The organism is Pseudoalteromonas sp. BSi20429 (assembly GCF_000238895.1).
GTDB classification, from domain to species: Bacteria; Pseudomonadota; Gammaproteobacteria; order Enterobacterales; family Alteromonadaceae; genus Pseudoalteromonas; species Pseudoalteromonas arctica.
The window spans coordinates 1-26,402 of the sequence record NZ_BADV01000008.1; the positions used below are offsets into that span (position 1 = coordinate 1).

Sequence of the window (26,402 nt, forward strand, 5' to 3'; positions counted from 1 at the left end):
AAAATCAACAAGGACTAAAAACAGCGGGCTGTTCGTTCCGCTCCATTTTAGCCCACTATTTTTAGCCTGTTATTTAGGCGTTATATGCCTTGGCAAAGTCTGAATTCATCATCTACGAGAGATTATTGTTTGACTATTTATATTCCACCCAATATTAAAGTTGTTGTTGAAGGGGATTCTGGTGAAGTCCGACACTCTCAATCTTTATCAGAGTTTCTTAAAAAACCATCAATTAATCTTCAAACAGCCGCTTATGGTAATACGCTTTTGGATGTACTGATTGAAGAGTCATACATTTCTGAGGATTTGGTATTAAAGCAAATTTTAACGGGTAATGCTCATGCTGATGCAACGAGATTAATTGGTTGTATTGCAGAGTCTTTAATCGTTAACTTATGCAATGAATACCCAGAAGTTAACAGAACTCTTGGTATGTATGCACGATTTGGTGCTAGATCACATAAAAAAACTTGATGATTATGTTGCTGTAGCTACAGGGTCAATGAGAACTAAAAATAAGTATAGGCAACATTACAACCCAAGTGATACACAGAGAGATATAATTTGGGTTGAAAAAGACAATACGCAAAACCAATTATTATGCATAAGCTCCGATAATAATGTATCTGCAAAGCCCGCTGGGCTGCAAGTGAAAGCAAGCCATGATGGTTTGAGCTATGTGTTGCCTTCAATTCAAAACTATCATTACCCAATTTTATACTTTGATCTAAATAATGATTGGGGCGCTGTAAATAAGGCTGTTATGAATAATCATCCAGAAAGCACTCTTATTAACCCAGATGAGATACAACATGAGATTAAGCATATCCTTAAAGGCTACTTTGATATTATTGTATCTGTAATCCGTGGTGAAATAACTATCGAGCAAGTTATTCAAGATGCCAAGTATGATGGTGATTCTGTATTGAGTACAGGGATTGACGTTGCAGAAGTGACTAGAGAGTCAAAGCTAATTTTACCATCGTATTTAATCAGGTAAAAGCAACTAACAAGGCGTTTAAACGGAACTAAAACAGTTGGTTAGGCTCCGCTTCGCTCCACATTATAACCAACAATTTTAGTCCGCTTAACGCGGCGTTATGTTTCTTTAATTGTAGAGTTGTATTTATGGATATAAATGAAATTACGTTAGCTGTTCATGACTTTAAAAATACAGTCCAAGATATTGAACTACAAAGATTAGGACATGAGTTTAGAAAGTTTAAACGCTTTCCTCAAGCGTGCTGTGTTATGACTAGCCATTTATTATCTCGTTTTCTTATAAGAAAATTTCCTCTTCATAGTTTCAAAATAGTTAATGGAGAACCTAATGGCTTTTCACATTATTGGATCGAAAGCAACGGGAAAGTAATAGATATTACTATGAACCAAAAAGGCATTTCTCTAAGTGATGTGATTTTTTCAGAGAGTAAGTGGCATAGTAACTGCCGTATTTTAAATGAATGGAATGTCACTTCTGAATTCCACGATGTAGATGAGGGAGCTGATAGGGCAAGTTCATCTACATTAGAAATTGGATACAAGCTAATTATTTCAAATATGGATGCAGTTGAAAAAATATAACAACTTTTAACAGCGGTGATCCCTTACTTTTCAATGCAGTTAAGTAAGTTGATTCATCGTAGGGCGTATGTGTTTTCCAGCACCTAAATAGGATTTGTATCCACTTAAACGTCAATGATTTGATGATGGTATTATGAGGTTTTCCTTTTGCCATTAGCTTATTGTTGGTTATTTCATGTAAATTAATTCGGTATCACCAACATAAGCTTTGAATCTTCCCCATCGGTTAATATAGCTATATTTTCCTCAGTTGTTACAAACACATCTCTTAATCATCCTGCGGTCTCTAGGAATATGTGAGAATGCGTAAACTCACCATTAGCCAGATTAATTTACAATTGGAGTGGCTGTCTAGTTTAATGCGAGCTTTGATATCACGCGTAAACATTCAACAATCGATTGTACCCAGGTAGAAACCCGGCTATGGTTTGTTTATCAAGATAAATAAACCAGCTAATTTACAGGTTCGTTATGTCTCACGGAGGTTTTATCGCTCTATGAATGTTTTTCTAATAATTGCAGGTACATTAAGTGCTGTTGTAGCAACTTTGCATTTGGGTTGTATCTATTTTGGAGGTTCTTGGTATCGGTTCTTCGGTGCAGGAGAGCAAATGGCATTACTTTCTGAGCAAGGAAGTATTAAACCAACTCTTATTACTAGTGTAATTGTTCTGATTCTATCAACTTGGTCATTGTATGCATTTTCAGCCGCAGGTGTTATTTTTAAACTTCCATTCATCCGCCTAGCTCTTGTATTAATAACTTTTATTTATTTAGCCCGAGGTGTTGCTGGATTCTTTCTAATAAATAACCCTATGGGGCGTTCGCCTGAATTTTGGGTTTGGAGTTCTATTATTTGTTTATCTTTTGGTATTGTTCACCTTGTTGGTTTAAAACAACAATGGGCAAGCTTGTGAGTAAAGTGTAGTCTAATAAAGAATCAAACAAGGGCTATTACAATTGGCTTTTGGTAAAGCATTATATTTATAGTTAACTACTTCTCGCCAATAATTGACGGAACAAGGAATATTAAAATGGATAAAATGTCAGTTCACATAACCTCTAAACCTTTAGAAACTTACCCGCAAAAACAAATTTTAAAGGTGGTAGCTGATGACGTAACCGAAAAAGCGACTGTGCACAAAGCAGCGGTTCAAAGTGACCAAGTGGATATATCCGAACGAGGAAATTAATTAGACACCCATCCTAAAATTACTGTCAATAGAGACATGAATAAACTGACCTTATGGGGTCAAACGAAAGTGAATACCTTTGGTTTACGCTGGGGCCAAGGAAATTAATTAGACACCCATCCTAAAATTACTGTCAATAGAGACATGAATCAACTGACCTTATGGGGTCAAACGAAAGTGCATCAATAACAGTGACACCCATCCTATTTTTTGCAGTTTAGTGAACTAAGTACTAGGCTTTTATCAGTGTGAAAAACAAGCAGGGTGTCTTATGGCAATTGCAAGAAAGCGCCAAGTAAGTTTGGTTGATACAAAGTACTACCATTGCATATCACGTTGCGTGCGCCGTGCATTTTTATGTGGGGAAGACCACTTTACAGGTCAATCCTACGAGCATCGTAGAGGCTGGGTTGAAGATAAACTGCTTGAGTTAGCCAAAGTGTTTTGTATTGATGTATGTGCTTATGCTGTTATGAGTAATCACACCCATTTAGTGCTGTATGTTGATGATAAAAAAGCGAATAGGCTAAATGATAAAGCGATTGTTATTCGCTGGCACAAGCTGTGTAAAGGCACTGTACTTACGCAAAAATACATACAGGGTGAAAAGCTAAGTAAAGCTGAACTTATCTTTTTTAATCAAACAGTAAAACAATACCGCGAGCGCCTATCAAGTATTAGCTGGTTTATGCGGTTGTTAAATGAAAACATTGCTCGCAGAGCAAATAAAGAAGATAACTGCACTGGCCGTTTTTGGGAGGGACGATTTACGTCTCAAGCATTATTAGATGAAGCAGCCCTTGCGGCCTGCATGGCGTATGTCGATTTAAACCCCATTAGAGCCAAAATGGCTAACACCCAAGAAGAGTCAGACCATACCAGCATCAAACAGCGTTTAACGTATGCAAAGGATGGCAAGCAACCAAAACAACTACTGCGCTTTGCAGGCATGCCACGTCAAATTATGCCAAAAGGGCTGCCGTTTGAGCTTAAATCGTACCTTGAACTTGTTGAGCTAACAGGGCGCTGTATACGAGAAGACAAACGTGGTTATATTGAAAGTACACACTTACCCTTACTCGAAAGAGTTAATATCTCCCCAGAAAACTGGTTAAAGCTCACCACACAATTTACGCGTGTATTTCATGGTGCAGTCGGCAGGCCAGCCTCACAAGAAGGTTATTGTGAAAACTTAAACCGAAAGCGGCGAGCGAATATCAGTAACTGCGAAAAGCTACTGGCATAAAACTTAAACTACTCAGTAAAACTATTCAGTAATAAATCACAACTGCATTATGCAGTCATTTTCATGCGTGTAATTTAGGTTTAACAGTGACAATTGCTTATTTAATGTGTAACGCGCGAGTAAAGATATAAAAAAAGATGAACTCTTAGCCCAAAAAAGTAAATTTAGTGGCGCTAGATTAGTTTACAACTGGAGTGGCTGTCTAATTTAATAGCTGCAAAACACGATCCATTAAGAAGGGGAAGCACTCTTAACCTAAAATAAAAGCCACTCAAACACCCGTAATCCCTTCCAAAACGCCAATTAAAACAATATCAAACACTTCTATATTCTGCGTAAAAATACAGTAATCAATTGAACCAAAATAGGAACTCAGCTATGGTTTGTTTATCAATAAAAACAAATTTAAAAACGAGTTAATCTACAGGCTTTTTAGTTGCCTTAGGAGTCACAGTTGAATTTTGATGATTTGAAATCGATTATCGATACTGAAAATGACCAAGAATTAAAACTTACTTCTAATTTTTGGGAAATCACTAAAAACTCCAATTCAGAATTGAAGCCTTGGTTATCTGAAGATCAATTTAATCAGATTTTCTCAAACCTATTAGAGTATCAAAATAACGAGACTGTGTTTGTCTTTGAGTCTTTCGAACGCATATACAAAGATTCAGGTTTAACTAAAAGGTTAACTGAACAGCTAGATTTAAACTGGGCTAGCTTTAATGCTTTTCAAAGCGATACCGAAATTCTTTATTTCTATATGGTGCCAAAAAGTTTAAATTGGGTTTTATATGCAAACAGAGACTTTTGGCAGTTTGCAAAAGGTAACTAACAAGCCCATCAAGCTGATTCGCAACGCTGTTGCAAAGAACAAAGGCGCAACAAATTGTGCCAGCACAGCTCACGGCTTATGGGAGCGTTAGCTGTATTGTCGTACTGTTGTGATTATATAATGTTACAGATTTGCCCTTGCTCAAAAAATATTCTGCACATATATTTAATTGGTACTTAATTGTTTTAATAAGAGGGATTTATGAAAATATTACACAAATGGATAATTTTGGCGGGTTTATTATTAGCCGCTCTTATTTCGTATGGCTACGGATTTTCTCAAGGCATAGTTATCTTTGTTGTTTTAGGTGTGGCTTTGGAACTTACATTTTGGTTTGGTGTTTTTGGTAAAAAGCAGCAATGTAACGAACACCCCCGCAACTAATCTACAGCTAACAACACGCCCTGAGGTGGACAGCAAGCGCTAAAGCTCACTTTCCACCGCAAATTTTAACAGCGGTTAAGTAAGTTGATTCATCGTAGGGCGTATGTGTTTTCCAGCACCTAAATAGTATTCGTGTCCACTTAAACGTCAATGATTTGATGATGGTATTATGAGGTTTTCCTTTGGCCATTAGCTTTATTGTTGGTTATTTCATGTAAATTAATTCGGTATCACCAACATAAGCTTTGAATCTTCCCCATCGGTTAATATAGCTATATTTTCCTCAGTTGTTACAAACACATCTCTTAATCGTCCTGCGGTCTCTGGGAATATGTGAGACTGCGTAAACTCACCATTAGCGCCAGATTAATTTACAATTGGAGTGGCTGTCTAGTTTAATGCGTAGATATACTCAACCTAGAAAGACATGGTTTTACCCCGTTAATTTCAAAATCAAAGCAGTCGAACTAAGCTTACGAGACGATGTCATGTCAAAGGACGTTGCCGATGCGCTAGATATTCATCCGTTAATGCTTAGTCGTTGGCGAAAAGAGTATCGAGAAGGTAAGTTTAAAAACGCGCCGCGCTATCAAAGCAACAACAAAACAATGAGTAAACTCCCAACAAAAAAAGAGCTGGATAACATTCAAAAGCTTAAGAAAGAGCGATAACAGTGACACCCATCCTATTTTTTGCAGTTTAGTGAACTAAGTACTAGGCTTTTATCAGTGTGAAAAATAAGCAGGGTGTCTTATGGCAATTGCAAGAAAGCGCCAAGTAAGTTTGGTTGATACAAAGTACTACCATTGCATATCACGTTGCGTACGCCGTGCATTTTTATGTGGGGAAGACCACTTTACAGGTCAATCCTACGAGCATCGTAGAGGCTGGGTTGAAGATAAACTGCTTGAGTTAGCCAAAGTGTTTTGTATTGATGTATGTGCTTATGCTGTTATGAGTAATCACACCCATTTAGTGCTGTATATTGATGATAAAAGAGCGAATAGGCTAAATGATAAAGCGATTGTTATTCGCTGGGAAATTAATTAGACACCCATCCTAAAATTACTATCCATAAAAATATGAATAAACTGACCTTACGGGATCAAATGAAAGTGAATACCTTTAGATTTCGCTGGGGTAAATGTATTACCTTATCATAATATAGAAAAGCTGCAAAACACGCTCCATTAAGAAGGGGGGAGCGCTTTTAACCTAAAATAAAGCCGCTCAAACATCCGTAATCCCTTCTAAAACGCCAATTAAAACAATTTCAAACACGTCTTTATATGCTGCGTAAAAAGACAGTAATCAATTGAACCAAAATAGGAACTCAGCTATGGTTTGTTTATCAATAAAACAAATTTAAAAACGAGTTAATCTACAGGCTCGTTATAACCAAGGTCAATATGCAATCAGTGATACTCGAATTAATTAAACTAGGCTCAGTAGGAATCATTGCAGGATTGTTCGCATCTTTTATGGCAAATCGAGACTTTCGCCATAAGAAATGGTGGGAACTCCGTGTTTCGGCATATCAAAATGCAATAGAAGCTCTTTCTGATATCGTGCATTACTACGAAGTTCATAAAAACACTTGGGACACGAATAACTTAACAGATGAACAGAAGCAATTTTTGAATGTTATTATTGGTGAAGCTAGACCCAAAATAAGAAAGCTAGCAGATACTGGTTCATTTTTATTTTCAGAGGATGCAAATACAGCTTTGCGAGCATTTATAGATTTTAGAGTTGGCGAAATTATCGATCCTGATGACTATTATGGACCTCTAAAGATTGAAGCTAGCAAATGTCTTAAAAAATTAGTTACTTTGTCAAAAAAAGATCTGAAAGTACGTAATGTATGGTTATAACAAGGCGTTTAAATAAAATAAAAACAGTTGGTTACGTTTCGCTTCGTTACACATTATAATCCACAATTTTTGTCCGCTTAACGCGGGCGTTATTTTCTAAGGTGAACTCATTGACTCAAGTAGTATTAATTGGCACTAGCCACACCATTCAAAGAGATTTTACGAGACCTGATTTTCGCGAATACATAAACGAAAATATTTCAAAACACAATGTAGATGCTATTGCTGAAGAGATTGATGTTAGCGATTCTGTAGTTTCGGATATTGCTGTTCACCTAGGCATTGAATACAAGGTAATTGAACCAAATGAGCAGGAACGTATTGCTCTTGGCATTGAGAGTTTAAATCAAATTGAAAATAGCATTTTCATGGAATTTGATGACAATGAATCACCAGAGGCAACCGCTGAGAGTGAAGCCCGAAAACAAAGTACGTTCAGAACACGTGAAAAAGAATGGCTAAAGCGCCTTAAAGCTATGCAAGGGAAACAATTACTCGTGATATGTGGTGCAAACCACATAACTCCATTTTGTGAGCTTCTGAAGAGCAGTTATTTTAACGTGGTTGTCGAATGTGAGCTTTGGGAATAGAGCATAACAACACGCCCTTAGGTGGACAGCAAGCACTAAAGCTCACTTTCCACCGCAAATTTTAACAGCGGGGATCCCTTACTTTTCAATGTGGTTAAGTAAGCTGATTGAAAAGTAAGGGCGTAGGTGTTTTCCAGCGCCTAAATAGTATTCGTGTCCATTCATCCGCCTAGCTCTTGTGTTAATAACTTTTATTTATTTAGCTCGTGGGATTACTGGATTCTTTCTAATAAATAACCCTATGGGGCGTTCGCCTGAATTTTGGGTTTGGAGTTCTATTATTTGTTTATCTTTTGGTATTGTTCACCTTGTTGGTTTAAAACAACAATGGGCAAGCTTGTGAGTAAAGTGTAATCTAATAAACAATCAAACAAGGGCTATTACAATTGGCTTTTGGTAAAGCATTATATTTATAGTTAACTACTGATCGCCAATAATGGACGGAACAAGGAATATTAAAATGGATAAAATGTCAGTTCACATAACCTCTAAACCTTTAGAAACTTACCCGCAAAAACAAATTTTAAAGGTGGTAGCTGATGACGTAACCGAAAAAGCGACTGTGCACAAAGCAGCGGTTCAAAGTGACCAAGTGGATATATCCGAAGAAGGAAAAGAAAAAAGTCTGGAAGCTCAAAATCGTGAAGCGTTACGTAAATTATCAGGCAATGAAGATGCAAGTCAGGCATCACAATCAGAAGGTGACCCTATTGATGAACAGATTGCTGAAATACAAGAAAAGATAGAAAAACTACTACAGGAAACTGCATTGTTACGCAGTAAAGATGATGAAGAGTCGCAGGCTAAAGTGAAGGTGCTAGAAGCAGAAATTACCGGGCTTAACACTCAACTTATTGAATTATTGAGACAGCAATTAGAATCGGGTAATTAAAAAGCACAGTAATTATATGCAAAGGCAGTTGGAGACAAGAACGTTATTAATAACATAATAAAGACGCTCACTTTAATCTTAAAACTAAAGGGGTTAAACCCTGATATTACTGATCAAATTACTTAATTAACCAAAGTGGCTTATTTAAAGCCGCTATCTTACTTTAAAAGCGAAGCGGCTCTTACCCCCTTTGTTAATTAATTTGCTGTCATCAACATTAGCTTTGCCTCTTTACCGTCAGTTAATACCGCGACGTTACCTTTATCAGTTATAAACACATCTCTTAACCTGCCTGCAGCCTTGGGAAACACGTGAGACTGCGTAAATTCACCACTTACCAGATTAACGCTGTAGAGCTTTTTATCAACAAGAGTAGTGATAAGCACATGTTGTTGCAATGAAGGGAAGGCGGTATGTTTAGAGCCGTAATACGCCATGCCTGATGGCGCTATTGATGGCGTCCAATTAACACTTGGTTTTTGCATGCCTTTATATTCGGTAAATGGTGAAATACGCGCTTGCGAGTAATCTTTGCCATAGGTGATTACCGGCCAGCCGTAATTAGTCCCAGCGGTTAAGTAGTTTAGCTCGTCACCGCCTGCAGGGCCGTGTTCGTTGCTAACAATTTGCTGCGTATCGTAATCATAAACTAAGCCTTGAGGGTTACGATGACCGAGTGAGTAAACAGCATGTGCACTTAGGTTTTTGTGATTAATAAATGGGTTATCTGTTGGAATGGTACCATCTAGGTTTATACGTAATATTTTACCAAGTTGGCTGGTGATAACTTGTGCTTGCTCTCTAAAGTCAAAACCATCGCCCGTTGAAATTAATAACGTATTGTCGGGTAGGACAAGGGCGCGTCCTGCGTAATGTTGCGGTGTGTTTTTATCAGTCGCTACTTTATAAATAACGTTAGGCTTTGAAAAGTCAGTGCCATTAAACGTGGCTTTGGCAACAACAAGCCTGTTTGCGCTTGCATTACCTTGGGCATAAGTAAAAATAATTTCTTTGGAGTCGTTATAATCTGGTGATAATACAATGTCGAGTAAACCACCTTGGCCTGCAACGTATAAACCTGTTAGGTTTAATTTTACTCTTGATTGCACGTTGTTTTTAACTATAACTACGTGGCCATCACGCTCTGTAATTAACCATGTGCCGTTTGGTAGTTCAACCATGCTCCACGGAGACTGTAATTGCGTAGCCAGTGCTTTTGTACTGTATTGCTCCTTTGGTAACGTAGCATCTGCATGAACAGAAAACGAAAAAAGCGAAAGCAAAGTAAAAAAAGAGATACATTGTTTACGGGGCAAGCCTTTGCTAGCATGGCTAGCATAAGAGAAAAGCTTTATTTTAAGTTGAGATAACCATGTCGTTTTTAACACGTATATTGCCTTCATTTTTAGTTTCTTGGTTACTTACATTCACACTTGCTAGCTTGTTTCATAGCCAATACGTTGTCAATCAATTAGTTAATGTAGGTGTAGTGGTGGGCTTTAGTGATCGTGCTAGTTTAACGCTTGATGATTGGTTAGGCCTATTACCTACCTACGGCGCTATTATTGCCGTAGCACTTGCCATCGCTTTTTTTGTTACCGCAAAGCTTAATAAAAAGGTTCAAAAATACAGTACTCAACTATTTGTTATCGCTGGCATTGTGACATTTGCTATTGTGTTAATTGCCATTGAATCAATTATGAATATTCATATTATAGCGGGCGCAAGAGGCTGGGGTTTTTATGCTCAACTGCTTGCAGGCGGGGTAGGTGGTTTTGCGTTTTCGCAATTAGTTAAGGCAACTAAAACCCAAAAAGCGTGTTAGATGTGTGAATATAAATACGGCTTGTACGTTATTTAGTGATTAATAAATAAAGGCCACTGTTTATTGTAAACAGCGGCCTTTAAATATGGTTTTTAGAATTTAATTAAAAAATTAAACTAATTAGTTTGTAGCTACTTAGCCCAAAAATTAGGATTAAAACGGGTAGGGTAACCAGGTTTAATACCAAAGAGTTAGTGTAGTTTCCCATAACCCCTTTTTGATTAACCAGCCATACAAGGTAGGTGCTAACAATAGGAAGTAATAAACCGTTAGCCGCTTGTGCGAATATAATTACCGCGACAGGGTCTAAACCGAGTGACGCCACCGCAGCACCAAACAATAAAATAACAATAGCGACGCCTTTAAAGCGCGTGTTACCCATATCGTTTGACCAACCTAACATGCCACACACAGCATAAGCACCCGCAAGTGGCGCTGTAATAGCACTTGTTAAACCTGCAGCAAATAAACCAATAGCAAAAAAGTAATGAGCGGCGTCACCAAGCAATGGCTCTAGCTGCACGGCCATGTTAGCCGCACTAATTTGCCCCGCATCGGTGCCATAAAATGCAACTGAAGCTGTAGATAAAATAGCTAAAGTGATCACACCGCCTAAAGTGATTGATAGGCCTGTATCAACATTTGTTTGTTTAATCACTTTTTTCATGTCGCTGTTACTGTCGTGTCTAGCAGCGAGTACGCCGGAGTGTAAAAATAAGTTATACGGCACAATTGTAGTGCCAACTAAAGCAAGTATGGTTGTAATCGAACCCTCAGGTATACTAGGAATAAAACCAGCAAATACATCACCCAGTGAAGGGGCTGCCATTACAAGTGTTGAGATAAACACTAAGCTCATTAAAATAACGAGTAAAATTAGCGCGTTTTCAACCACTTTATGTTTGCCGCTATACAGTAAAGCAGCACTTAAAAAAGCAATAAGTGGTGTCCATAGTTGAGGACTAACTTGAGGGAATATTTCAATTAATCCCATGCTAGCGCCACTTAAGTTACCCGCTTCATAAGCTGCACTGCCCACACCAATGGCGCTAATGACTAAAAATATAGCTAAAGATTTAAATAAAGGCGTTTGAATATGTGCTCTGAGTGCTTGAGCTAAATCTTGCCCGGTAGCAACGCCAAGGCGCGCCGCCATAGATTGTAATAATATAGTGGCAACTACTGAAAACAGTAATGTCCATATAAGTGCAAAACCAAAGTTTGCACCTGCCACGCTGGCGGTAGTAATAGTCCCTGGTCCAATGAAGGCAGCGGTGACAAGTAGTCCTGGTCCTAATCGCATAATTGACCTTAATAGTGCTATTGCATGTTGCTATTTAAAGTTACATCTAACGTTTAAAATCAATAAATTATACGCGATGCCTGTTGTGTTATTGCTGCCACTTACAGTAAGTGCCTTGCAGCGATAGTCGCTCCTTGACGAGTTCTTTTTTATAAGCATATGTTATACCAATCCGCAATAACACTTAATCAATTTGAGGGATTAAATATGACGCTAACTGCGTTAAAAATTTCTGATATACGACTGCATGGATGCAGGAGGTAGAGCAATGCAGGAGCAATTAGTGATAACAACTAAATAACGAAATTTTTGCCTGCTTATCGACACGATTTTCTCACCTCAGAATAGATCACTTAATTAAGCGAATTGCTATTAAAAAAGGTCGAGTAGGATACCAACTTGTATATAAATTTAAAGGGGATACAGTGCGTTTGCATGAATTTTAAATGTATATATAAGCGAGTTAAATGACTGATGCCGATATTAATATCGGCATCAGTATATTTACTTTATTAAGTTTTTAATCGCTTCTAAGCCTTTTTTTAGGATATCTGCATCGGTAGCATAGTTAATACGAATACACTCGTGCTTGTGCGCCCAGCTGTCGTCAATGCCGATAAAAAAGTTGTGACCTGGGATCACATACACGTCTTGCTCTTTAAGCTTTTGATACAACACCTCGCTTGTCATTTTTGCATCTTTAAACCACAGCCACATAAAAAATGCGCCTTCAACTTTGTGCAAATAAACAGGCAGTTCGGCAAATACTTCATCAAACAACTCAATCGCTATGTGTGCTTTATTGCGATAAAAAGGCAACACAACGTTGCGGCACAGTGGGAGTAGTTCGTCGTCGTTAATTAAGCGTGTCACTAAGCTTGGACCAATACTATTTGGCGATAGCACCATGCTGCCATTTACGCGGCCAATTGCTTTAATAATCTCATTGTTTGCAACCACAATACCGCTGCGTAAACCCGGTAGGCCCAGCTTTGAAAGTGACATACACAAAATAATGTTTGAGTTCCACGTTAGATTTGCGTCGGTGTAAATACAACCTGGGAACGGATCGCCGTACGCGTTATCAATAATGAGTGGAATACCATAGTGCTTAGCAAGCAAATCAAGGTGTTTTACTTCATCGTCGGTAATTACATTACCTGTTGGGTTGGTAGGGCGTGATACGCACAGCGCGCTTATGCTGCTGTCGTTTGCTAGTACTTTTTCAACTGCTTTAAAATCAATTACGTATTTAAACTGTTTTGATGCACTACCTGTATTTAAAATTTCGATATCAGGCTTTATGGCAACAAACATATCAGCCGATAAACCTTGATCGGCATAACCTATGTACTCTGGCGCAAGGGGAAATAAAATCTTTTTATGGCTGCCATCCGGCATTTCGCCTGCCAACATATTAAACAGCACAAAAAAGTTAGCTTGGCTGCCATTACCAAGTGCTATGTTATCGGCGCTAATATCCCATGCATACTCTTTACTTAGCTGGCCTGCTAATGCCGCTCTAAACTCGTCGTTACCAGTCGGGCCGTCGTAAAGGCCAAATACCTGCGATACCTTGTTACTGGCAACGAGTTTTTGTAATTCACTTAAAAAAACCTCATTTACTTGTGGTACTAGTGCGGGATTACCGCCACCCAGCATAACAATATTAGGATTGTTGCTGTTTTTAGCACCACCTAAATCTTCCATTAACTGAGTAATGCCGTTGGGTTGTGTGAATTTAGTGCCAAAGTTTGAGTAGTTCATAATGCATAGCGTTTGTTAGTAATGGGGAGGGCAGTATAGCGTAAATAAAGGGCTTAAATTCGATGATGAGAATAATTCAATGCTTAGCTTTGTAGTTGGCTATGACAATGTAATTTCTTATAAAACAAAGGCTAAGTTAAGGTTTTTTAACGCCGTACAAAAACTCTTCGCCGCAGTCCATATACAAATCAAATTTGGTCATAACTTTGGTGAACATGGGGGCGTGTAAAAACTCGTTTAACCATGCGCGTACATGCGTGTATTCACTTTGTAAGTACCAATGTTTATCTACGCGGGCAAACTGTCTAATAAATGGCAGCAGAGCATAATCGGCTAGGCTTTTTTCATTGCCCATTAGGTATTTATGGGTAGTTAGCTTTACTTCAAATTGCTTAATAAACTCTTCGCAGGCTTTTTGATAATAAATTTGTGCCATGTCTTTTGTGCGAGCATAAAACTTATACTTTTCAAGGACTGGTTTAAATTTCGTGTCGTTTAGCTTAATTAATTCAAGCATGCGCTCAAGTGCTAATGGGTCTTGAGTATGCAGTAAATTATGCGGATCGTTTTGCTTTAAAGCCCACAACATAATATCTAGGCTTTCATCTATAACTTGATTATTCGGCAGTAATAAAACAGGCACCGTGCCTTTTGGCGATATTTGCAAAAGATGCGGTGGCTTATTTTTAGTTTTTATAGCGCGTAGTAACACGTGTTGCTCTGCCATTAAAATACCCATTCGTGCGCGCATTGCATATGGGCAGTGTTGTAATGAATATAATAATGGCAATGTCATTTTAATACTTACCTTAGCTGTTTAAGCCTTCAACATATTGCTGACGTGTTTTTACTTTTACCATGTGATTTAACTGATCAGCTGCTTGTGTTTGCCCACTAATTAAATCTTGGAAGTGTGCAAGTAACACGGCTTTATCGAGTTTTTCTTTATCGCCTGAGCCAATGTCGGTTAAATCAATCATAAACTCGTCAAACTTGTCGGCATAATCGGTCACAATATCCATATTTAAAAATTGCTCGTGGTTATAAATGCTCGGGTAGCCGCCTTTTTGTTTATCAATAGCAAAGCTAATGCCTTTTACATTGGTAACGGTTGTTTCTTTTTTACAGCTCAACATACAGCTTGCGTCAATACGTGGTTTTTTACAGCCTACAGTTTGCTGGAAAAAACACTGACGGCTGGTCATCATTAGTATTGGATGATAAATGCTGTACATCATTTTAAAGTTGTTAGGGCGTTTAATACTACGCATTTGTGGTTTGTTTATTTCGTTTGAAATAAACGCGCCTTTTGCGTTTAAATCTTCTTGTAGTGTTAGTAACGCATAAGAGTTTGTAGTGTTTAATAACGGGCCTGCAATCCAGTCAAGACCCATTTGCACTGCTTTAAATGCAACCCCTGTGTTGTTACTAATAATAAGCTTAGGTTTTACAACCTCGAGCAAACGCACTGCTTCTTCAAAATCTTTACCAATTAACACCGCCGGAAACCACGGAATTAACTGCGGGTGCTCTAAAAATACGTTGATGTATTTATCGTTATCGGTTCTAAAGCTCTCAGGTAATTTAAAGTAAACATCGCCATCTGTTAAATCACATAGATGGACGTCTTTTATGTCCGATATTAAAATAGAGAGTGTTGTTTTGTTTTTATCTGCTTTTTCGTGGTTTACTAGTTTAGGCAGTTCAACAGGCGCGAGTACGTCTTTACCTTCGTTTAATAAAAACGCGACTTGCTTCTTAATACGGGCAAGCTCTTTAAACGGAATGCTTAAGTTGTTGCCTAAGTTTGAGTAATCCATATTTTTAATTTCAAAATTGGCATTACTAAAGCTTTTAAAACGTTTATCAATAGCAGCAATATCAACAACCGATTTATCGGCGGTTTGCATAGGCATTTGCGATTGAACTTCAAAGCGTAGAGGCTCTTTTTCGTTTTTATTCGAAAGCGTAATATCGTTTTTATCTTCAATAATTATGTTTACAGTGAATGGCTGATTTAATTGCCCTGTAAATTCTAATGTAAGCTCGCGCTTTGAAATATCTAAAAATTCAATCTTCTTTTTAACTAACGAATCAATTTCACTTTTTTGAGTGGAAAGCTCTTGCTGAGCATCGTAAATTTGTACTACCGAAATTGCGTTGTTTTTTTCATTTGCGTGATCAAAACTATGGTCGCGTGGGTTATCGGTAAACATGTTTTTGGTCATGTCGCCGGTTAAAAACTTATTAGTAAAGTTACGGTTAAATACTTTGTATAAGCTTGAATCGTCTTCAATTAGGTTACCGGTTTGCACAAACGTGTCTATCTGTTTGCGCCAGCTATCAATAACCGTATGTACGTAGTTAGCGCCTTTAATACGACCTTCTACTTTTAACGAGTCAACACCTGCGGCTACCAGCTCTGGTAGGTCAAAATAAGCTGAATTATCTTTTAAGTTTAGTGGGTGTTTGTTACCCATAGCCGTTGGCTCGTATTCATCACGACACGCTTGCGAGCAGCGACCACGGTTACCCGAGTTACCCACACTTACTGAGCTTGAATAACATTGCCCTGAAAACGCAATACATAAGGCGCCGTGTACAAATACTTCGGTTAATACGTCGCATTTATGCGCTACGTCGGTCAGTATTTTAATTTCAGTTAAGTTAAGCTCGCGCGATAAATTTACGCGTGTAGCGCCAATGCGGGCTAAAAACTCAACCTGTGATTCGTTATGCGTAGTTAACTGCGTTGATGCGTGAATATGCAAAGTAGGAAAGTGCTTTTTAACAATATTGAATAACCCTAAATCTTGCACAATAATGCCATCGAGCGTGGTATTTACTAGCTGGTTTAGTAGCTTAAATAGCGCACCCATTTCGTGCTCTAATATAACTACATTTAGCGTTAAAAATATTTCACAGCCGTATTCATGGGCTAGGCGAAGTGCGCCGTTAAGCTCATCAAACGAAAGATTAGACGCTCGGTTACGTGCATTAAAGGTATCTAACCCACAATAAACCGCATTAGCACCGGCTACAATGGCGGCTTTTACCGCGTTTACATCACCGCCTGGGGCTAATAGTTCAATCTTTCTACTCATGACAACTTCACTTCGCTCATATTTAATTGCCGCGAATTTTATCTGGTTAAGCACGTTAATGCTATTTATTGAGAGATATAATAAAGACTAATACCAATTCGCTTAATTAAGTGATCTATTTTGAGGATGGAAAAACGTGTTGATAGCTAGGCAAAAAATTCGCTATTTAGTTGTTCTAAATGAGAATTTTTTAACACAGGTAGCGACACGTTTAGCCCCGCAAAATGATTAAGTATTATTGCGGATTGGTATAGAATAAAAGAGTGTATAAAATTACAATTAAGCAGGCTGATTTATTACGTAAACATGTAATAAAATGATAGTTTATAAGCAAGCAACACTTTCAACTTTACTTAGGCGATACCCATCAGTAATCAAGATCTTAAACAGTTAGATACAGATTTAAACCGTGAAGAATCTGTAATTATTAACACCCAACTAAAAATAGCCACATTTAACCTGTTTAACTATCTTGAGCCACCCAATGCATATTATGAGTTTGAGAAAATTTATACCGCGCAGCAGTGGGCTAAAAAGCAGCGTTGGATTGTTGATTACTTAACAGAGCATGCCCCTGATGTGATTGGTTTTCAGGAAGTGTTTAGTATTGATTCGTTAAAAGAGCTAGTTGCTGAGCAAGGCTATAACTACTTTGCAGTAGTTGATACGCCAGAGGTGATTGATGATTTTATTTATAAGCGCCCCGTGGTAGCGATTGCCTCTAAATACCCCATAGTTGAGGTAGCAGCGGTTGAGCATGACAGCGAGCTTGCAAGTACGCTTGGCCTTAATAGTGAGTTTACTTTTAGTCGTAAGGTATTGAGAGCGAACGTTACTTTACCGCACATAGGCAATACTGATTGTTATGTGGTGCATTTTAAATCTAAGCGCCCGATGATTAATGTTGATGAACACAACAAAGAGCTAGCGCCCGAGCAAAACATAATTGAGATTTTAAAAGCGAATGTAGCGGGTGGTTGGGGCTCAACTATTCAGCGTGGCAGTGAAGCTACATTGCTAATGATACAAATGATTACTCGCCGCGAAGCTACGCAACAACCCATGCTATTAATGGGGGACTTTAATAATGAACTAGCGGATGGCGTATTAAGCCATTTACTGACGAGTACGCTACGCTTTGCACCTGCGTTTGATGCTAAAACCTACCTCGCTAAATATTGTCTAAATGATTCATGGGATTTGTTTGTTAAGTCGCAGCTAAGTAATGATGAGGTTTTTAGCGATGAAGCAATAACAAACGATGAACAAAGTGATTGTGATCGCAATAACAGCGAGATTGTTGATTCAGCGGATAAAAGCCAAGTAAAAAATATAAATATAACAAAGACAGCACCGTTAAGGCCGCCAACACATTATTATGGCGCGAGCAGCTCTGTGCTTGATTACATTTTATTGTCGTGTGAGTTTGACGCTAGTTACGATGACAGCTTTTTTGAAGTTAGTGGTTATAACACTTACGACAGGCACTTAATAAACCCCGAGTATGAGCGTGATGATTTAACTACCGACCACGGTGTTGTATTGGTTACCCTTAAACTAAGAAGCTAGGTTTTCTCATTTAATAACTTACAGCGTACGATTAAGCTAAAAAAGAATTAAGCTGCAATATGCATAATTATGCTAAAATCATAAATTAACAATTACCCATATTGCAGCGAAACTTGACCTGCAGTCTTTATGTGTATATTTTATCGCCAGAATTTTTGCATTAAATTAATAACAAATCACTAAAATGGTAAATATGGAATTTTACACTTACTCGTATCACACGCGAAAGATGGACTTAACTTCGCAAGTACACACTTTCTTCGTAAATCGAATTTATAATTCTAAATTGTTAGTGAAAGCTTTGCTTTTTGCTTTGTTTATTAGTTTAAGTAGCGCTTACGCGCAAGAAACTACCTCATACAGTTTAATCAATGAATCTAACGCAGGGCTGCTAAAAAGAGCCGAATTACTTATGGATACTGACGTTATAACAAGTATCGAACTAAGTAAGGCGTTGTTGTTACAAGCGCAAAGTGCTGATGACACGTTACTCAGCGCAAAATTACATAACTTATTAGGTAAAGCGAATAAAAAAAATAACAATATTAATGAATCGCTTCATCACTTTTCACAATCCTCGGCTTATTACAGTAAATTAAATGATTCACGCAACCAAATAAAGGCGTCTATTAATTATATAAAAATATTATTAGATGAAAAACGTTATGACGAACTTGCTAACCGCATTGAAACTTTATTACCAACAACGCTTGTGTATGGCGATGAGTTTTTTATAGCACAAGTACTCCTAACAAAGGGGGATTCGTTTTATGAACAAAAAAAATACAATGACGCGATCACGCAATATTCATCTGCTTTAAAATACCTTGTAAATAAAGACGAACAAATACAAAAACAGTTAGGTGAAACGTATAAAAAATTAGCTCAGTCGTATAAGCGTCTTGAAAATAGAGAGCAAACGGCTCATTTTTATACCAAAGCTTTAGAGATATATACTAATTTAGATGATTTAAAGTTGATGGCGCGTACATTAAATACACTAGCAGAAGCGCAGCGCTATTTAGACAACTTAGTTTTAGCCCTTGATTACAGCACTCGAGCATTAGAAATACATAAAGAAATTGACGATCCTGTTGGCTTGGCTAAAGCATTATTAGGTGCTGGTATTATTTATCGACATATCAACCTTTATGAAAAATCACTTAAGCATATAAATGAGGCATATTTATATTATAAAAAAGTAAATAACGTGCTTGGGATTGCTAAAACATCCAATCAAATGGGGCTGCTATACACACGATTAAAGCAGTTTGATCAGGCCGAGATTTTCTATCAAATAACCATTGATTTACCAAAAGGTGTGGTCGAGGAAAAAACGCTCGCGTCGGCCTTAAGAGAAATGGCTGTTATTAACTATGAGTCTGGCGACTTAGAATCAGCGATGAGATTTGCTCAGAAAGCTTACGTAACTTATAAAACCAAAAATCTTACATCCTACATTTCTATAACGGCGCGTATTATTGCTAATATTTATCGTGCCCAAGGGAATAAAAACAAGGCTATAGAGTATTACAAAGAGTCGTTGTCGTTCGCCAGAGAAACGGGCAGTAAGCTTTATGAGATAAAGTCGCTAACAGCGCTTGCGGCGATTTTAATTGGTATTGATACAAATGAGGCGATTTCTTTACTAAAAAGGTCACTCGCTTTATCAACCGAAATAGATGATAAGTTACATATGCTATACGCTTATCGTGAAATTCGAATAGCAGAAAAACAGCGTGGACGAATAAATGAATCACTACGTTACGCGGAAGAAGAAATAGCCCTGACCGGAATCATTCAATACGAAAGAGACGAAAGTAAGCTTGCTCTTGAAAAAGCACATTTGCATTCTCACAAAATGGAAATAGAGCTGGAAACGTTAAGAGAAAAAGAAAAACTCCATCAACTTGAGCTTGAAAAGAAAAACAATGAAATTGAAATATCTGGCCAAGCTAGGGTTATATCAGAGCTAGAGCTTGCAAAAAACAAATACGCGAGTATTGCGCTCGCATTTTTATTAGCCGCTTGTTTAGCTATTGTTTTATTGGTTTATCGAAGCTTTATTGCCTCTAAAAAACGTAATGAAGAGTTAGACTATTTGGCCGCGCGAGACCCTTTAACCAATTGTTATAACCGCCGCATTTTATTTGAGATTATGAGTCGCGACTTTTTGGATTTACCTCAGATTGAAGAATATTGTATTTTAATGGTCGATATTGACCATTTTAAAAGTGTTAACGATACTTATGGGCACAGCATTGGCGACACCGTACTTTGTGGTGTTGCCAGTCTTTTACAAGCCAATATACGTACGAGCGATAGCGTTGCCCGTTTTGGTGGCGAAGAATTTTGTATTATTTTACCCAATACGACTCAAGAGCAAGCAATACGTATTGCTGAGGCTATTCGTATTAAAGTAGAAAAAGCGATATTTGATGATATTCCTGTTACGTGTAGTTTTGGGGTTACGTCTATTAAATTTAAAGCCAGAACGCCTTCTGAGTTAATTGAACAGGCCGATTTAGCACTTTATGAGGCTAAGTCTTTGGGTCGTAATCAAGTTGTGTTGTGGGATTGTGCGTTTGAAGAGTTTAAGCTTTTTAGATCGGAGTAAACCCAGCAGTATACAGCTCAGTTTTGATGTTATTTTTAAAATCATAACAAGTAAACTTTATACAACGCCGTGAGTTACTTACACATGTAATCAGGCTTATTAAATTAACCCTTTAAATATCAGTGTATTAACTTAGGCTTTAAAATTGCATTCTAAACTAAGTTAAAAAACAAAATAAAGGATTTAGTAATGACTGAAGTTGCACTTTCGGCCTATTTGGCATTTTACCTCTATTTAATTATGTTGCTTGTACAGTGGGCTGTGGCTACGTTTAGCAAAGCTAAAGAGCCAAATGCTGTACCAGGTAAAATTGACGAGGATTTATCGCACGATAGCTTTATATTTAGAGCGCATCGTACGTTTCATAATACGCTTGAAAACAGCGCATTATTTATAGGTACGGTGTTATTTGCGTTTGTAATTAATTATCAAAGCCCGATTTTTGCAATGTGTATTTGGGTGTACTTAATTGCGCGTTTAATTCACATGGCGCTGTACTACGCTATAGCAACGGAGAAAAACCCAAGCCCACGTAGTTACTTCTTTTTAATTGGTGTGCTTGCTAATGTGGTTATGCTGATAATGATAGGGTTAAGACTAATCTCTTAATTTATAAAAAAAGTTATAAGCTCTATTTATAACTTTAAACAAAAAAGCGAAGAGCCTCTAAGGCATCTTTGCTTTTTTGTTTAGGTAGCAGCAGAATATAAACCACGTCTACAGCAAGGTAATATTAATGGCTAATCGACGCCTATAAACCCGCCTGTTTGGTGTGTCCATAGAGCGGCGTAAATCCCGCCCTTAGCGATTAGTTCTTCATGAGTGCCTTGCTCAACTACGCCGCCGTCATCAAGTACAATTAATCTATCCATTTGTGCAATGGTTGAGAGCCTATGCGCTATGGCGATTACTGTTTTGCCTGTCATTAAATCATCAAGGCTTGCCTGAATTGCCGCTTCTACTTCTGAGTCGAGTGCGCTGGTGGCTTCGTCGAGTATAAGTATGGGTGCATTTTTAAGTAGCACACGTGCAATAGCAATACGTTGGCGCTGACCGCCCGAAAGAGTAACACCGCGTTCGCCCACTTGAGCATCAAAGCCTTTATTGCCTTTGCTATCTACCAAGTCATTTATAAACTCAAGTGCTTTAGCTTGTTTGGTGGCGTTGATCATCTCGTCTTGTGTTGCATCGGGGCGACCGTACAAAATATTGTCTTTTACTGAGCGATGAAGCAGGGAAGTGTCTTGCGTAACCATCGCTATGTAGCGGCGTAGGCTTTCTTGGCTAACGTCAGTGATGTTTTGCCCATCAATTTTTATTGTTCCTGAGTCGGTATCGTAAAAACGCAGTAACAAGTTAACAAGTGTTGATTTACCTGCACCAGAGCGGCCGACTAAACCAATTTTTTCGCCAGGCTTAATGTTTAAGTTTAAACCGTCCATTACTGGGCTTCGATTAGTCTCGTTTGCAGCTTTTCCGTAGTTAAAGTGTACATTGTTAAACTCAATGGCACCTTGGCTTACGTTAAGCGTATCGGCATTTTGTTTATCGGCAACTTCAATAGGGTTTGAAAGTGTTTTCATGCCATCGGCTACGGTGCCAATGTTTTCGAACAAGCTGTTTATTTCCCACATGATCCACTGCGCCATACCGTTTAACCTAAGCGCTAAACTAACAGCAACTGCAATGGCACCTGCGCTAATTGCACTAAGCGACCATAAATAAAGTGATACAGCGGTAACTGAAAATACTAATAAATAATTTAAGCTTTGAATAACAAAGTTTAGGCTGGTTACCAAGCGCATTTGTTTGTACACAGGCTGTAAAAATACATCCATGCTTTGTTTTGCGTATTGCTCTTCACGCTGGGTATACGAAAACAATTTAATAGTAGAAATATTTGTGTAGCTATCAACAATTCGACCGGTCATTTCTGAGCGCGCATCGGCTTGTGAGCTGGCAATTTTTTTAAGGCGCGGTACAAAATAAAACTGTACGCAAATGTATAAAACTAACCAAACCAGTAAAGGGATCATTAAGCGCCAATCAGCTTCGGCAACTAAAAATACCATTGAGCCAAAATAAACCACTATGTACATTAATACATCGAGTAGTTTGGTCACTGTTTCGCGAACGGCTAAAGAGGTTTGCAATACTTTGGTGGCTATTCTTCCTGCAAACTCATTTTGATAAAAGCTCACACTTTGGCGCAGTAAATAACGATGCGCTAACCAGCGAATCGACATAGGGTAATTGCCCAGCAATGCTTGGTGCAAAATAGCAGAATGAAAAAATACGACTACGGGCAATACCAGTAAGAGCATGACAGCCATTTTGATAAGTTCTGATTTTTGCTCTACAAACAAGGTTTCGGGTGTGTAGGCCGTTAACCAATCAACAAGCTGCCCCATATAGCTAAATAAAGAAACCTCTAAAATAGCGAGCATGGCGGCGCTGATTGACATTAGCACCAACGACAGTTCCATTCCTTTGGTGTAGTGACGGCAAAAAGCAAATAAAGTCGAAGGCGGCTGAGTAGGTTGATCCTCAGGAAATGCTTTTGTCATTTTTTCAAATAATCGATACATTTTAAAAACTTAAATGGCAAATAATGGTGGCTATTATACCATTTAAGTATTTTTAAATGCAGGTTTGTAAGGTATTAATTGTGAATATGCTAGAGCGTTATTAATATAAACTTATGTATAAAAGAGCACCTAAAAACACTTCACTTACTTTTATAGCATTGGGTTATTTAGGTTTGTACCTTTGCTCATGTATAAATCGTCATATCTGAGGCCACCATTTCCGTAAGGCTTTTTAATTGGGCCTGTATTACAGTTTGCTAAAAAATATATAAGAGGTTGTTCGCGCTTCATTCTAAATTGTGCATTTTTATACACCAGTGTTTGCTTGCTAAATTCACCCCCTTTTACGTAAACATCATATTGCTGACCTTGCTCTGAGGCTGCTGCGTTATTAACAACATACCATACGTCGTACCAGGTATTTGTTTGCAGTGGCTTGGCCGATTGTTTGGTAGTGTAGTTTTGAATGTTGCTATACCCGCTGTCGGTTTTAACCATTAATGCGCCATCGTTTACAAGCCCGTTTGATTCTGTTTTATCGGTTACGCGAAGTGTAGGCTCAAACGCATCGTACGCATGTTTATTAATTAGCTCTGGCGTAAGGTTGCTTAATCCAAAAGCATGGTTATTAGGAAAAGCAGCCACGTTTATACGCATATAAAATGTGTAGGTGTCGCCAACTTCAACCGCTTGTGGAAGTTTTGTATAAGAAAGTGCTTTACGATTTCCTACAATGCCCTCAGCCGCAGGCTTTTTTAGTAAATAATGATTTGTTGATGCAGATGCTTGTTCTGGTTGTATAACTGTTATTTGTGGGTTTTTAACCTGTGGCTTAGTTTCATTTTGCGTATCGACACTTTGCCACTTGCTAAGTGAATTTTCAAAGTCATCAATAAGTAGCCAATCGCTTGACGTGTTTTTAGAAATGGTTGAACACGACGCTAACGCGCTTAACAAACATAAAAGTGACATGTGTTTAAAATGCATAATTGGCTCTCAGTAAGTTTAGGTTTTTTTGGTTAACCAATTATTGTTTTGGCTATAACTTTAAAGTAAAGGTTATGTAACCAATTTAATGTTTTTATGTCAATCATTAAAAAATAGGTAATGGCGTGGGAACTGCGAAGATACAAAAATTATTATTCCATTCAAAAAATTAACCAGTAAACTTATCCATTAAATCAACTCAGCAAATTTCAGCTGAGTTTAAAATAATTTAATAGTTAGGATGTTATATGTATACGGGTTCGTGTTTGTGCGGTGAGGTAAGCGTTGAAGTGTCGGGCAGTATAACTAGCATTATTCATTGTCATTGTTCACTGTGCAGAAAAAACAGCGGGACTGCATTTGCAACCAATGGCTTTGTAAATACAGATGACTTTACAATAACTAAAGGGCAGGCACTACTTAGCGAGTATAGTTTTAAAGTAGGGCGTACTCGTTACTTTTGTAAATGTTGTGGCTCGCCAGTTTATAGTAGCAATAATGATGACAAAAGCAGAATACGAATTCGTTTAGGAATATTTGATAGCGATATTACTGAGCAGGTTTTATCGCATAATTTTGTTACGTCTAAAGCTAACTGGGAGAAGTTAGAAACAAGCTTACCGTGCTATGAAAAACATGAACCTGGTCGGTAACGCGTTTTATTCAATGTGGTAAATGCTGTTAATACTTTTATAAAGGTTAGGCGCAAAATTTATAAACACAGGTGAGTTTTGTATTTCATCAACGTTTATATGCATTAATGTTTGCTGGCTTAGTATGATTACTATATTTTTGTATTCGTTAAACTCTATTATCCCTAAGCACTTAAAATGTTGCCTTAAAAGTACTAAAAGCATTTGCAGCTCTTGGCCTGTTTGTGGGTTTAAATTAATGATTACTTGCGTATTTTGCTCACTGCAGCGATTTATATTTTGCCAAAAGCTATCGCTGGTTAAAAAAGGCTGATGATATTCACCACTAAAAATATCGATAGTGATTACGTTAAAGTGATCAGAGCATTGGGTAATATATTGCTCGGCGCATTGTAAATAGGTGCTGTGCTTAATTGGTAACTTAAAGTGCTGGGCAGCAATTAAGGCAATGCTTGGGTTTATTTCTACCGTGTTAAATGTATTGATGGTGTTTATGTAAGGCGTATTACTTTGTAAGTGATACATAATTCGCTCAAACCCTGCAGTGCCCAAGCCTAAATTTAATATATTTAGTGTATCTACCGGTTTAAGTAAAAATAACATCATACACTGGTTTACAGGTACTATTACTTGCTCAGGGTGTATAAGGTTCATAACGCCCTGAATTGTAATGTCTTCATTGGTTTTTTGTGCAAGCGTTAACCAACAATATTCTTTATTTTGATACACGCATACGGGGCCGTATGCACTTTGCTGCGACTCAATAAGGTTACTTTTAATTGTATCTTCTTTTAGCTGACGCATAACTTAAACTATTAATGTATACACAATTACAGTGTGCCACGAAAAACACATTTTTAAATAGATTATTGTGTAACAAGGTTTGTAATTTAACCTCTAAATATAATATTGTATTAGCTATTAATTAGTTAGAAGTTATTCAAGGATTGAAAATGGGATTAATTTTAGGGCCTGCTGTTTTGGCATGGTTTGCAGTATTTATCTATTCTTTACGATTAGGGTATGTGCTTATTTATAAAAACATGGGCGCACTGACCACAGTGACTACTTTTGCAATTGGTATTATTGGTCTGTTGGCTTTTATGACGTATGGATATAGGCAGTTTGTAAACAATACCTCTGTTTGGGCATTTGAGATCCCAAGTTATTTTTTATTTAGCAAAATTGCTTTTATAGGTGTATTGAGTGGTTTTTTACTTAACTATTATATTAATCCTGAAAATAGTTCGGAGTTTTTGAGCTGTTTAGCATTTGTATTAATATTTATGTTTTCTGCTGGTGTGCTTGCAAGCTTAGGAGGGCATGAGGCCTTTTTGAAAGAATTTGATATTAAAACCACTCATTAAAAGTATGCATAATAAATTTTGGCC

Annotated in this window: 25 protein-coding genes and 4 pseudogenes; 20 read left to right on the top strand and 9 right to left on the bottom strand. The window is 37.7% G+C overall.

Annotated elements, in window-relative coordinates:
- Positions 1-84 precede the first annotated feature (84 nt).
- The 8 genes from P20429_RS20070 (at position 85) to P20429_RS17975 (ending at position 5,242) form a co-directional block, all read left to right on the top strand.
- Positions 85-474 (top strand): hypothetical protein, encoded by a 390-nt coding sequence (locus P20429_RS20070; RefSeq protein WP_050548717.1) that lies wholly within the window; start codon positions 85-87, stop codon positions 472-474.
- A complete protein-coding gene (locus P20429_RS19105; protein WP_007580156.1) occupies positions 437-1,000 on the top strand; it encodes a hypothetical protein in 564 nt (187 codons plus the stop codon). The genes P20429_RS20070 and P20429_RS19105 overlap by 38 nt, the downstream gene beginning before the upstream one ends.
- A gap of 128 nt (positions 1,001-1,128) precedes the next feature.
- The gene (locus tag P20429_RS17990) at positions 1,129-1,584 is read left to right on the top strand and encodes a hypothetical protein (protein ID WP_007580157.1); all 456 of its coding nucleotides are present in this window, start codon (positions 1,129-1,131) and stop codon (positions 1,582-1,584) included.
- Between the two features lie 497 nt (positions 1,585-2,081).
- On the top strand, positions 2,082-2,501 hold the full coding sequence (locus tag P20429_RS19110; RefSeq protein WP_007375679.1) for a hypothetical protein: 420 nt from the start codon (positions 2,082-2,084) through the stop codon (positions 2,499-2,501).
- Positions 2,502-2,618: 117 nt separating this feature from the next.
- A complete protein-coding gene (locus P20429_RS20640) occupies positions 2,619-2,777 on the top strand; it encodes a hypothetical protein (RefSeq protein WP_007580159.1) in 159 nt (52 codons plus the stop codon).
- Positions 2,778-3,048: 271 nt separating this feature from the next.
- A complete protein-coding gene (locus tag P20429_RS17985; protein WP_007580160.1) occupies positions 3,049-4,023 on the top strand; it encodes a transposase in 975 nt (324 codons plus the stop codon).
- Positions 4,024-4,477: 454 nt separating this feature from the next.
- Entirely contained in the window at positions 4,478-4,858 is a 381-nt protein-coding gene (locus P20429_RS17980; protein WP_007580161.1) for a hypothetical protein, read from the top strand.
- A gap of 201 nt (positions 4,859-5,059) precedes the next feature.
- A complete protein-coding gene (locus P20429_RS17975; protein ID WP_010552629.1) occupies positions 5,060-5,242 on the top strand; it encodes a hypothetical protein in 183 nt (60 codons plus the stop codon).
- Between the two features lie 219 nt (positions 5,243-5,461).
- Here the strand turns inward: P20429_RS17975 and P20429_RS20795 are convergent.
- Positions 5,462-5,602 (bottom strand): annotated as a pseudogene (locus P20429_RS20795) (PQQ-dependent sugar dehydrogenase); the annotation flags it as partial.
- Positions 5,603-5,640: 38 nt separating this feature from the next.
- On the opposite strand from P20429_RS20795, the pseudogene P20429_RS19115 reads away from it, so the two are divergent.
- The 6 genes and pseudogenes from P20429_RS19115 to P20429_RS17955 form a co-directional block, all read left to right on the top strand.
- A pseudogene (locus P20429_RS19115) lies at positions 5,641-5,907 on the top strand (transposase); the annotation flags it as partial.
- An 88-nt stretch (positions 5,908-5,995) separates the two neighbouring features.
- Positions 5,996-6,280 (top strand): annotated as a pseudogene (locus tag P20429_RS17970) (Mobile element protein); the annotation flags it as partial.
- A gap of 371 nt (positions 6,281-6,651) precedes the next feature.
- Complete coding sequence (locus P20429_RS17965; RefSeq protein ID WP_007580169.1) at positions 6,652-7,116, top strand: hypothetical protein; 465 nt, start codon at positions 6,652-6,654, stop codon at positions 7,114-7,116.
- A 110-nt stretch (positions 7,117-7,226) separates the two neighbouring features.
- A complete protein-coding gene (locus tag P20429_RS17960; protein ID WP_007580170.1) occupies positions 7,227-7,706 on the top strand; it encodes a hypothetical protein in 480 nt (159 codons plus the stop codon).
- 157 nt (positions 7,707-7,863) lie between these two features.
- Positions 7,864-8,049: pseudogene (locus P20429_RS20800) on the top strand (hypothetical protein); the annotation flags it as partial.
- A gap of 126 nt (positions 8,050-8,175) precedes the next feature.
- Positions 8,176-8,598, top strand: a complete 423-nt coding sequence (locus P20429_RS17955) for a hypothetical protein (protein WP_237715141.1) — start codon at positions 8,176-8,178, stop codon at positions 8,596-8,598.
- A 197-nt stretch (positions 8,599-8,795) separates the two neighbouring features.
- On the opposite strand, the gene P20429_RS17950 is transcribed toward P20429_RS17955, so the two are convergent.
- Positions 8,796-9,986, bottom strand: a complete 1,191-nt coding sequence (locus P20429_RS17950) for a PQQ-dependent sugar dehydrogenase (protein ID WP_007580172.1) — start codon at positions 9,984-9,986, stop codon at positions 8,796-8,798.
- On the opposite strand from P20429_RS17950, the gene P20429_RS17945 reads away from it, so the two are divergent.
- Positions 9,971-10,423, top strand: coding sequence for a hypothetical protein (locus P20429_RS17945; protein ID WP_007580174.1), 453 nt, complete (start codon positions 9,971-9,973; stop codon positions 10,421-10,423). The two genes, P20429_RS17950 and P20429_RS17945, sit on opposite strands and share 16 nt — an antisense overlap.
- A 103-nt stretch (positions 10,424-10,526) precedes the next feature.
- On the opposite strand, the gene P20429_RS17940 is transcribed toward P20429_RS17945, so the two are convergent.
- The 4 genes from P20429_RS17940 to P20429_RS17925 all read right to left on the bottom strand — a co-directional run bounded on the left by P20429_RS17940 (position 10,527) and on the right by P20429_RS17925 (position 16,597).
- The gene (locus P20429_RS17940; RefSeq protein WP_007580176.1) at positions 10,527-11,726 is read right to left on the bottom strand and encodes an Nramp family divalent metal transporter; all 1,200 of its coding nucleotides are present in this window, start codon (positions 11,724-11,726) and stop codon (positions 10,527-10,529) included.
- A gap of 504 nt (positions 11,727-12,230) precedes the next feature.
- The gene (locus tag P20429_RS17935; RefSeq protein ID WP_007580180.1) at positions 12,231-13,493 is read right to left on the bottom strand and encodes a valine--pyruvate transaminase; all 1,263 of its coding nucleotides are present in this window, start codon (positions 13,491-13,493) and stop codon (positions 12,231-12,233) included.
- 136 nt (positions 13,494-13,629) lie between these two features.
- Positions 13,630-14,289 carry a glutathione S-transferase gene (locus P20429_RS17930; RefSeq protein WP_007580181.1) on the bottom strand — a complete coding sequence of 220 codons (660 nt, stop codon included), beginning with the start codon at positions 14,287-14,289 and terminating at the stop codon, positions 13,630-13,632.
- A gap of 13 nt (positions 14,290-14,302) precedes the next feature.
- Positions 14,303-16,597 carry a peptidase U32 family protein gene (locus P20429_RS17925; RefSeq protein WP_007580182.1) on the bottom strand — a complete coding sequence of 765 codons (2,295 nt, stop codon included), beginning with the start codon at positions 16,595-16,597 and terminating at the stop codon, positions 14,303-14,305.
- 459 nt (positions 16,598-17,056) lie between these two features.
- On the opposite strand from P20429_RS17925, the gene P20429_RS17920 reads away from it, so the two are divergent.
- The 3 genes from P20429_RS17920 to P20429_RS17910 all read left to right on the top strand — a co-directional run bounded on the left by P20429_RS17920 (position 17,057) and on the right by P20429_RS17910 (position 21,392).
- Positions 17,057-18,166: an endonuclease/exonuclease/phosphatase family protein gene (locus P20429_RS17920; RefSeq protein ID WP_033026227.1), complete on the top strand. Its 1,110-nt coding sequence runs from the start codon at positions 17,057-17,059 to the stop codon at positions 18,164-18,166.
- Between the two features lie 229 nt (positions 18,167-18,395).
- Entirely contained in the window at positions 18,396-20,783 is a 2,388-nt protein-coding gene (locus tag P20429_RS17915) for a GGDEF domain-containing protein (protein ID WP_007580184.1), read from the top strand.
- Positions 20,784-20,972: 189 nt separating this feature from the next.
- Positions 20,973-21,392 (top strand): MAPEG family protein, encoded by a 420-nt coding sequence (locus tag P20429_RS17910; RefSeq protein ID WP_002963227.1) that lies wholly within the window; start codon positions 20,973-20,975, stop codon positions 21,390-21,392.
- Positions 21,393-21,523: 131 nt separating this feature from the next.
- Here P20429_RS17910 and P20429_RS17905 read toward each other — a convergent pair whose 3' ends face one another.
- Positions 21,524-23,371, bottom strand: coding sequence for an ABC transporter ATP-binding protein (locus P20429_RS17905; RefSeq protein ID WP_007580185.1), 1,848 nt, complete (start codon positions 23,369-23,371; stop codon positions 21,524-21,526).
- Between the two features lie 150 nt (positions 23,372-23,521).
- Complete coding sequence (locus P20429_RS17900; protein ID WP_007580187.1) at positions 23,522-24,358, bottom strand: hypothetical protein; 837 nt, start codon at positions 24,356-24,358, stop codon at positions 23,522-23,524.
- Positions 24,359-24,606: 248 nt separating this feature from the next.
- On the opposite strand from P20429_RS17900, the gene P20429_RS17895 reads away from it, so the two are divergent.
- Positions 24,607-25,011 (top strand): GFA family protein, encoded by a 405-nt coding sequence (locus tag P20429_RS17895; protein WP_007580188.1) that lies wholly within the window; start codon positions 24,607-24,609, stop codon positions 25,009-25,011.
- Between the two features lie 6 nt (positions 25,012-25,017).
- On the opposite strand, the gene P20429_RS17890 is transcribed toward P20429_RS17895, so the two are convergent.
- Entirely contained in the window at positions 25,018-25,815 is a 798-nt protein-coding gene (locus tag P20429_RS17890; RefSeq protein WP_007580189.1) for a hypothetical protein, read from the bottom strand.
- 149 nt (positions 25,816-25,964) lie between these two features.
- Between P20429_RS17890 and P20429_RS17885 the strand changes: the two genes are divergently transcribed.
- A complete protein-coding gene (locus tag P20429_RS17885) occupies positions 25,965-26,378 on the top strand; it encodes a hypothetical protein (RefSeq protein ID WP_007580190.1) in 414 nt (137 codons plus the stop codon).
- The last annotated feature ends 24 nt before the right edge of the window (positions 26,379-26,402 follow it).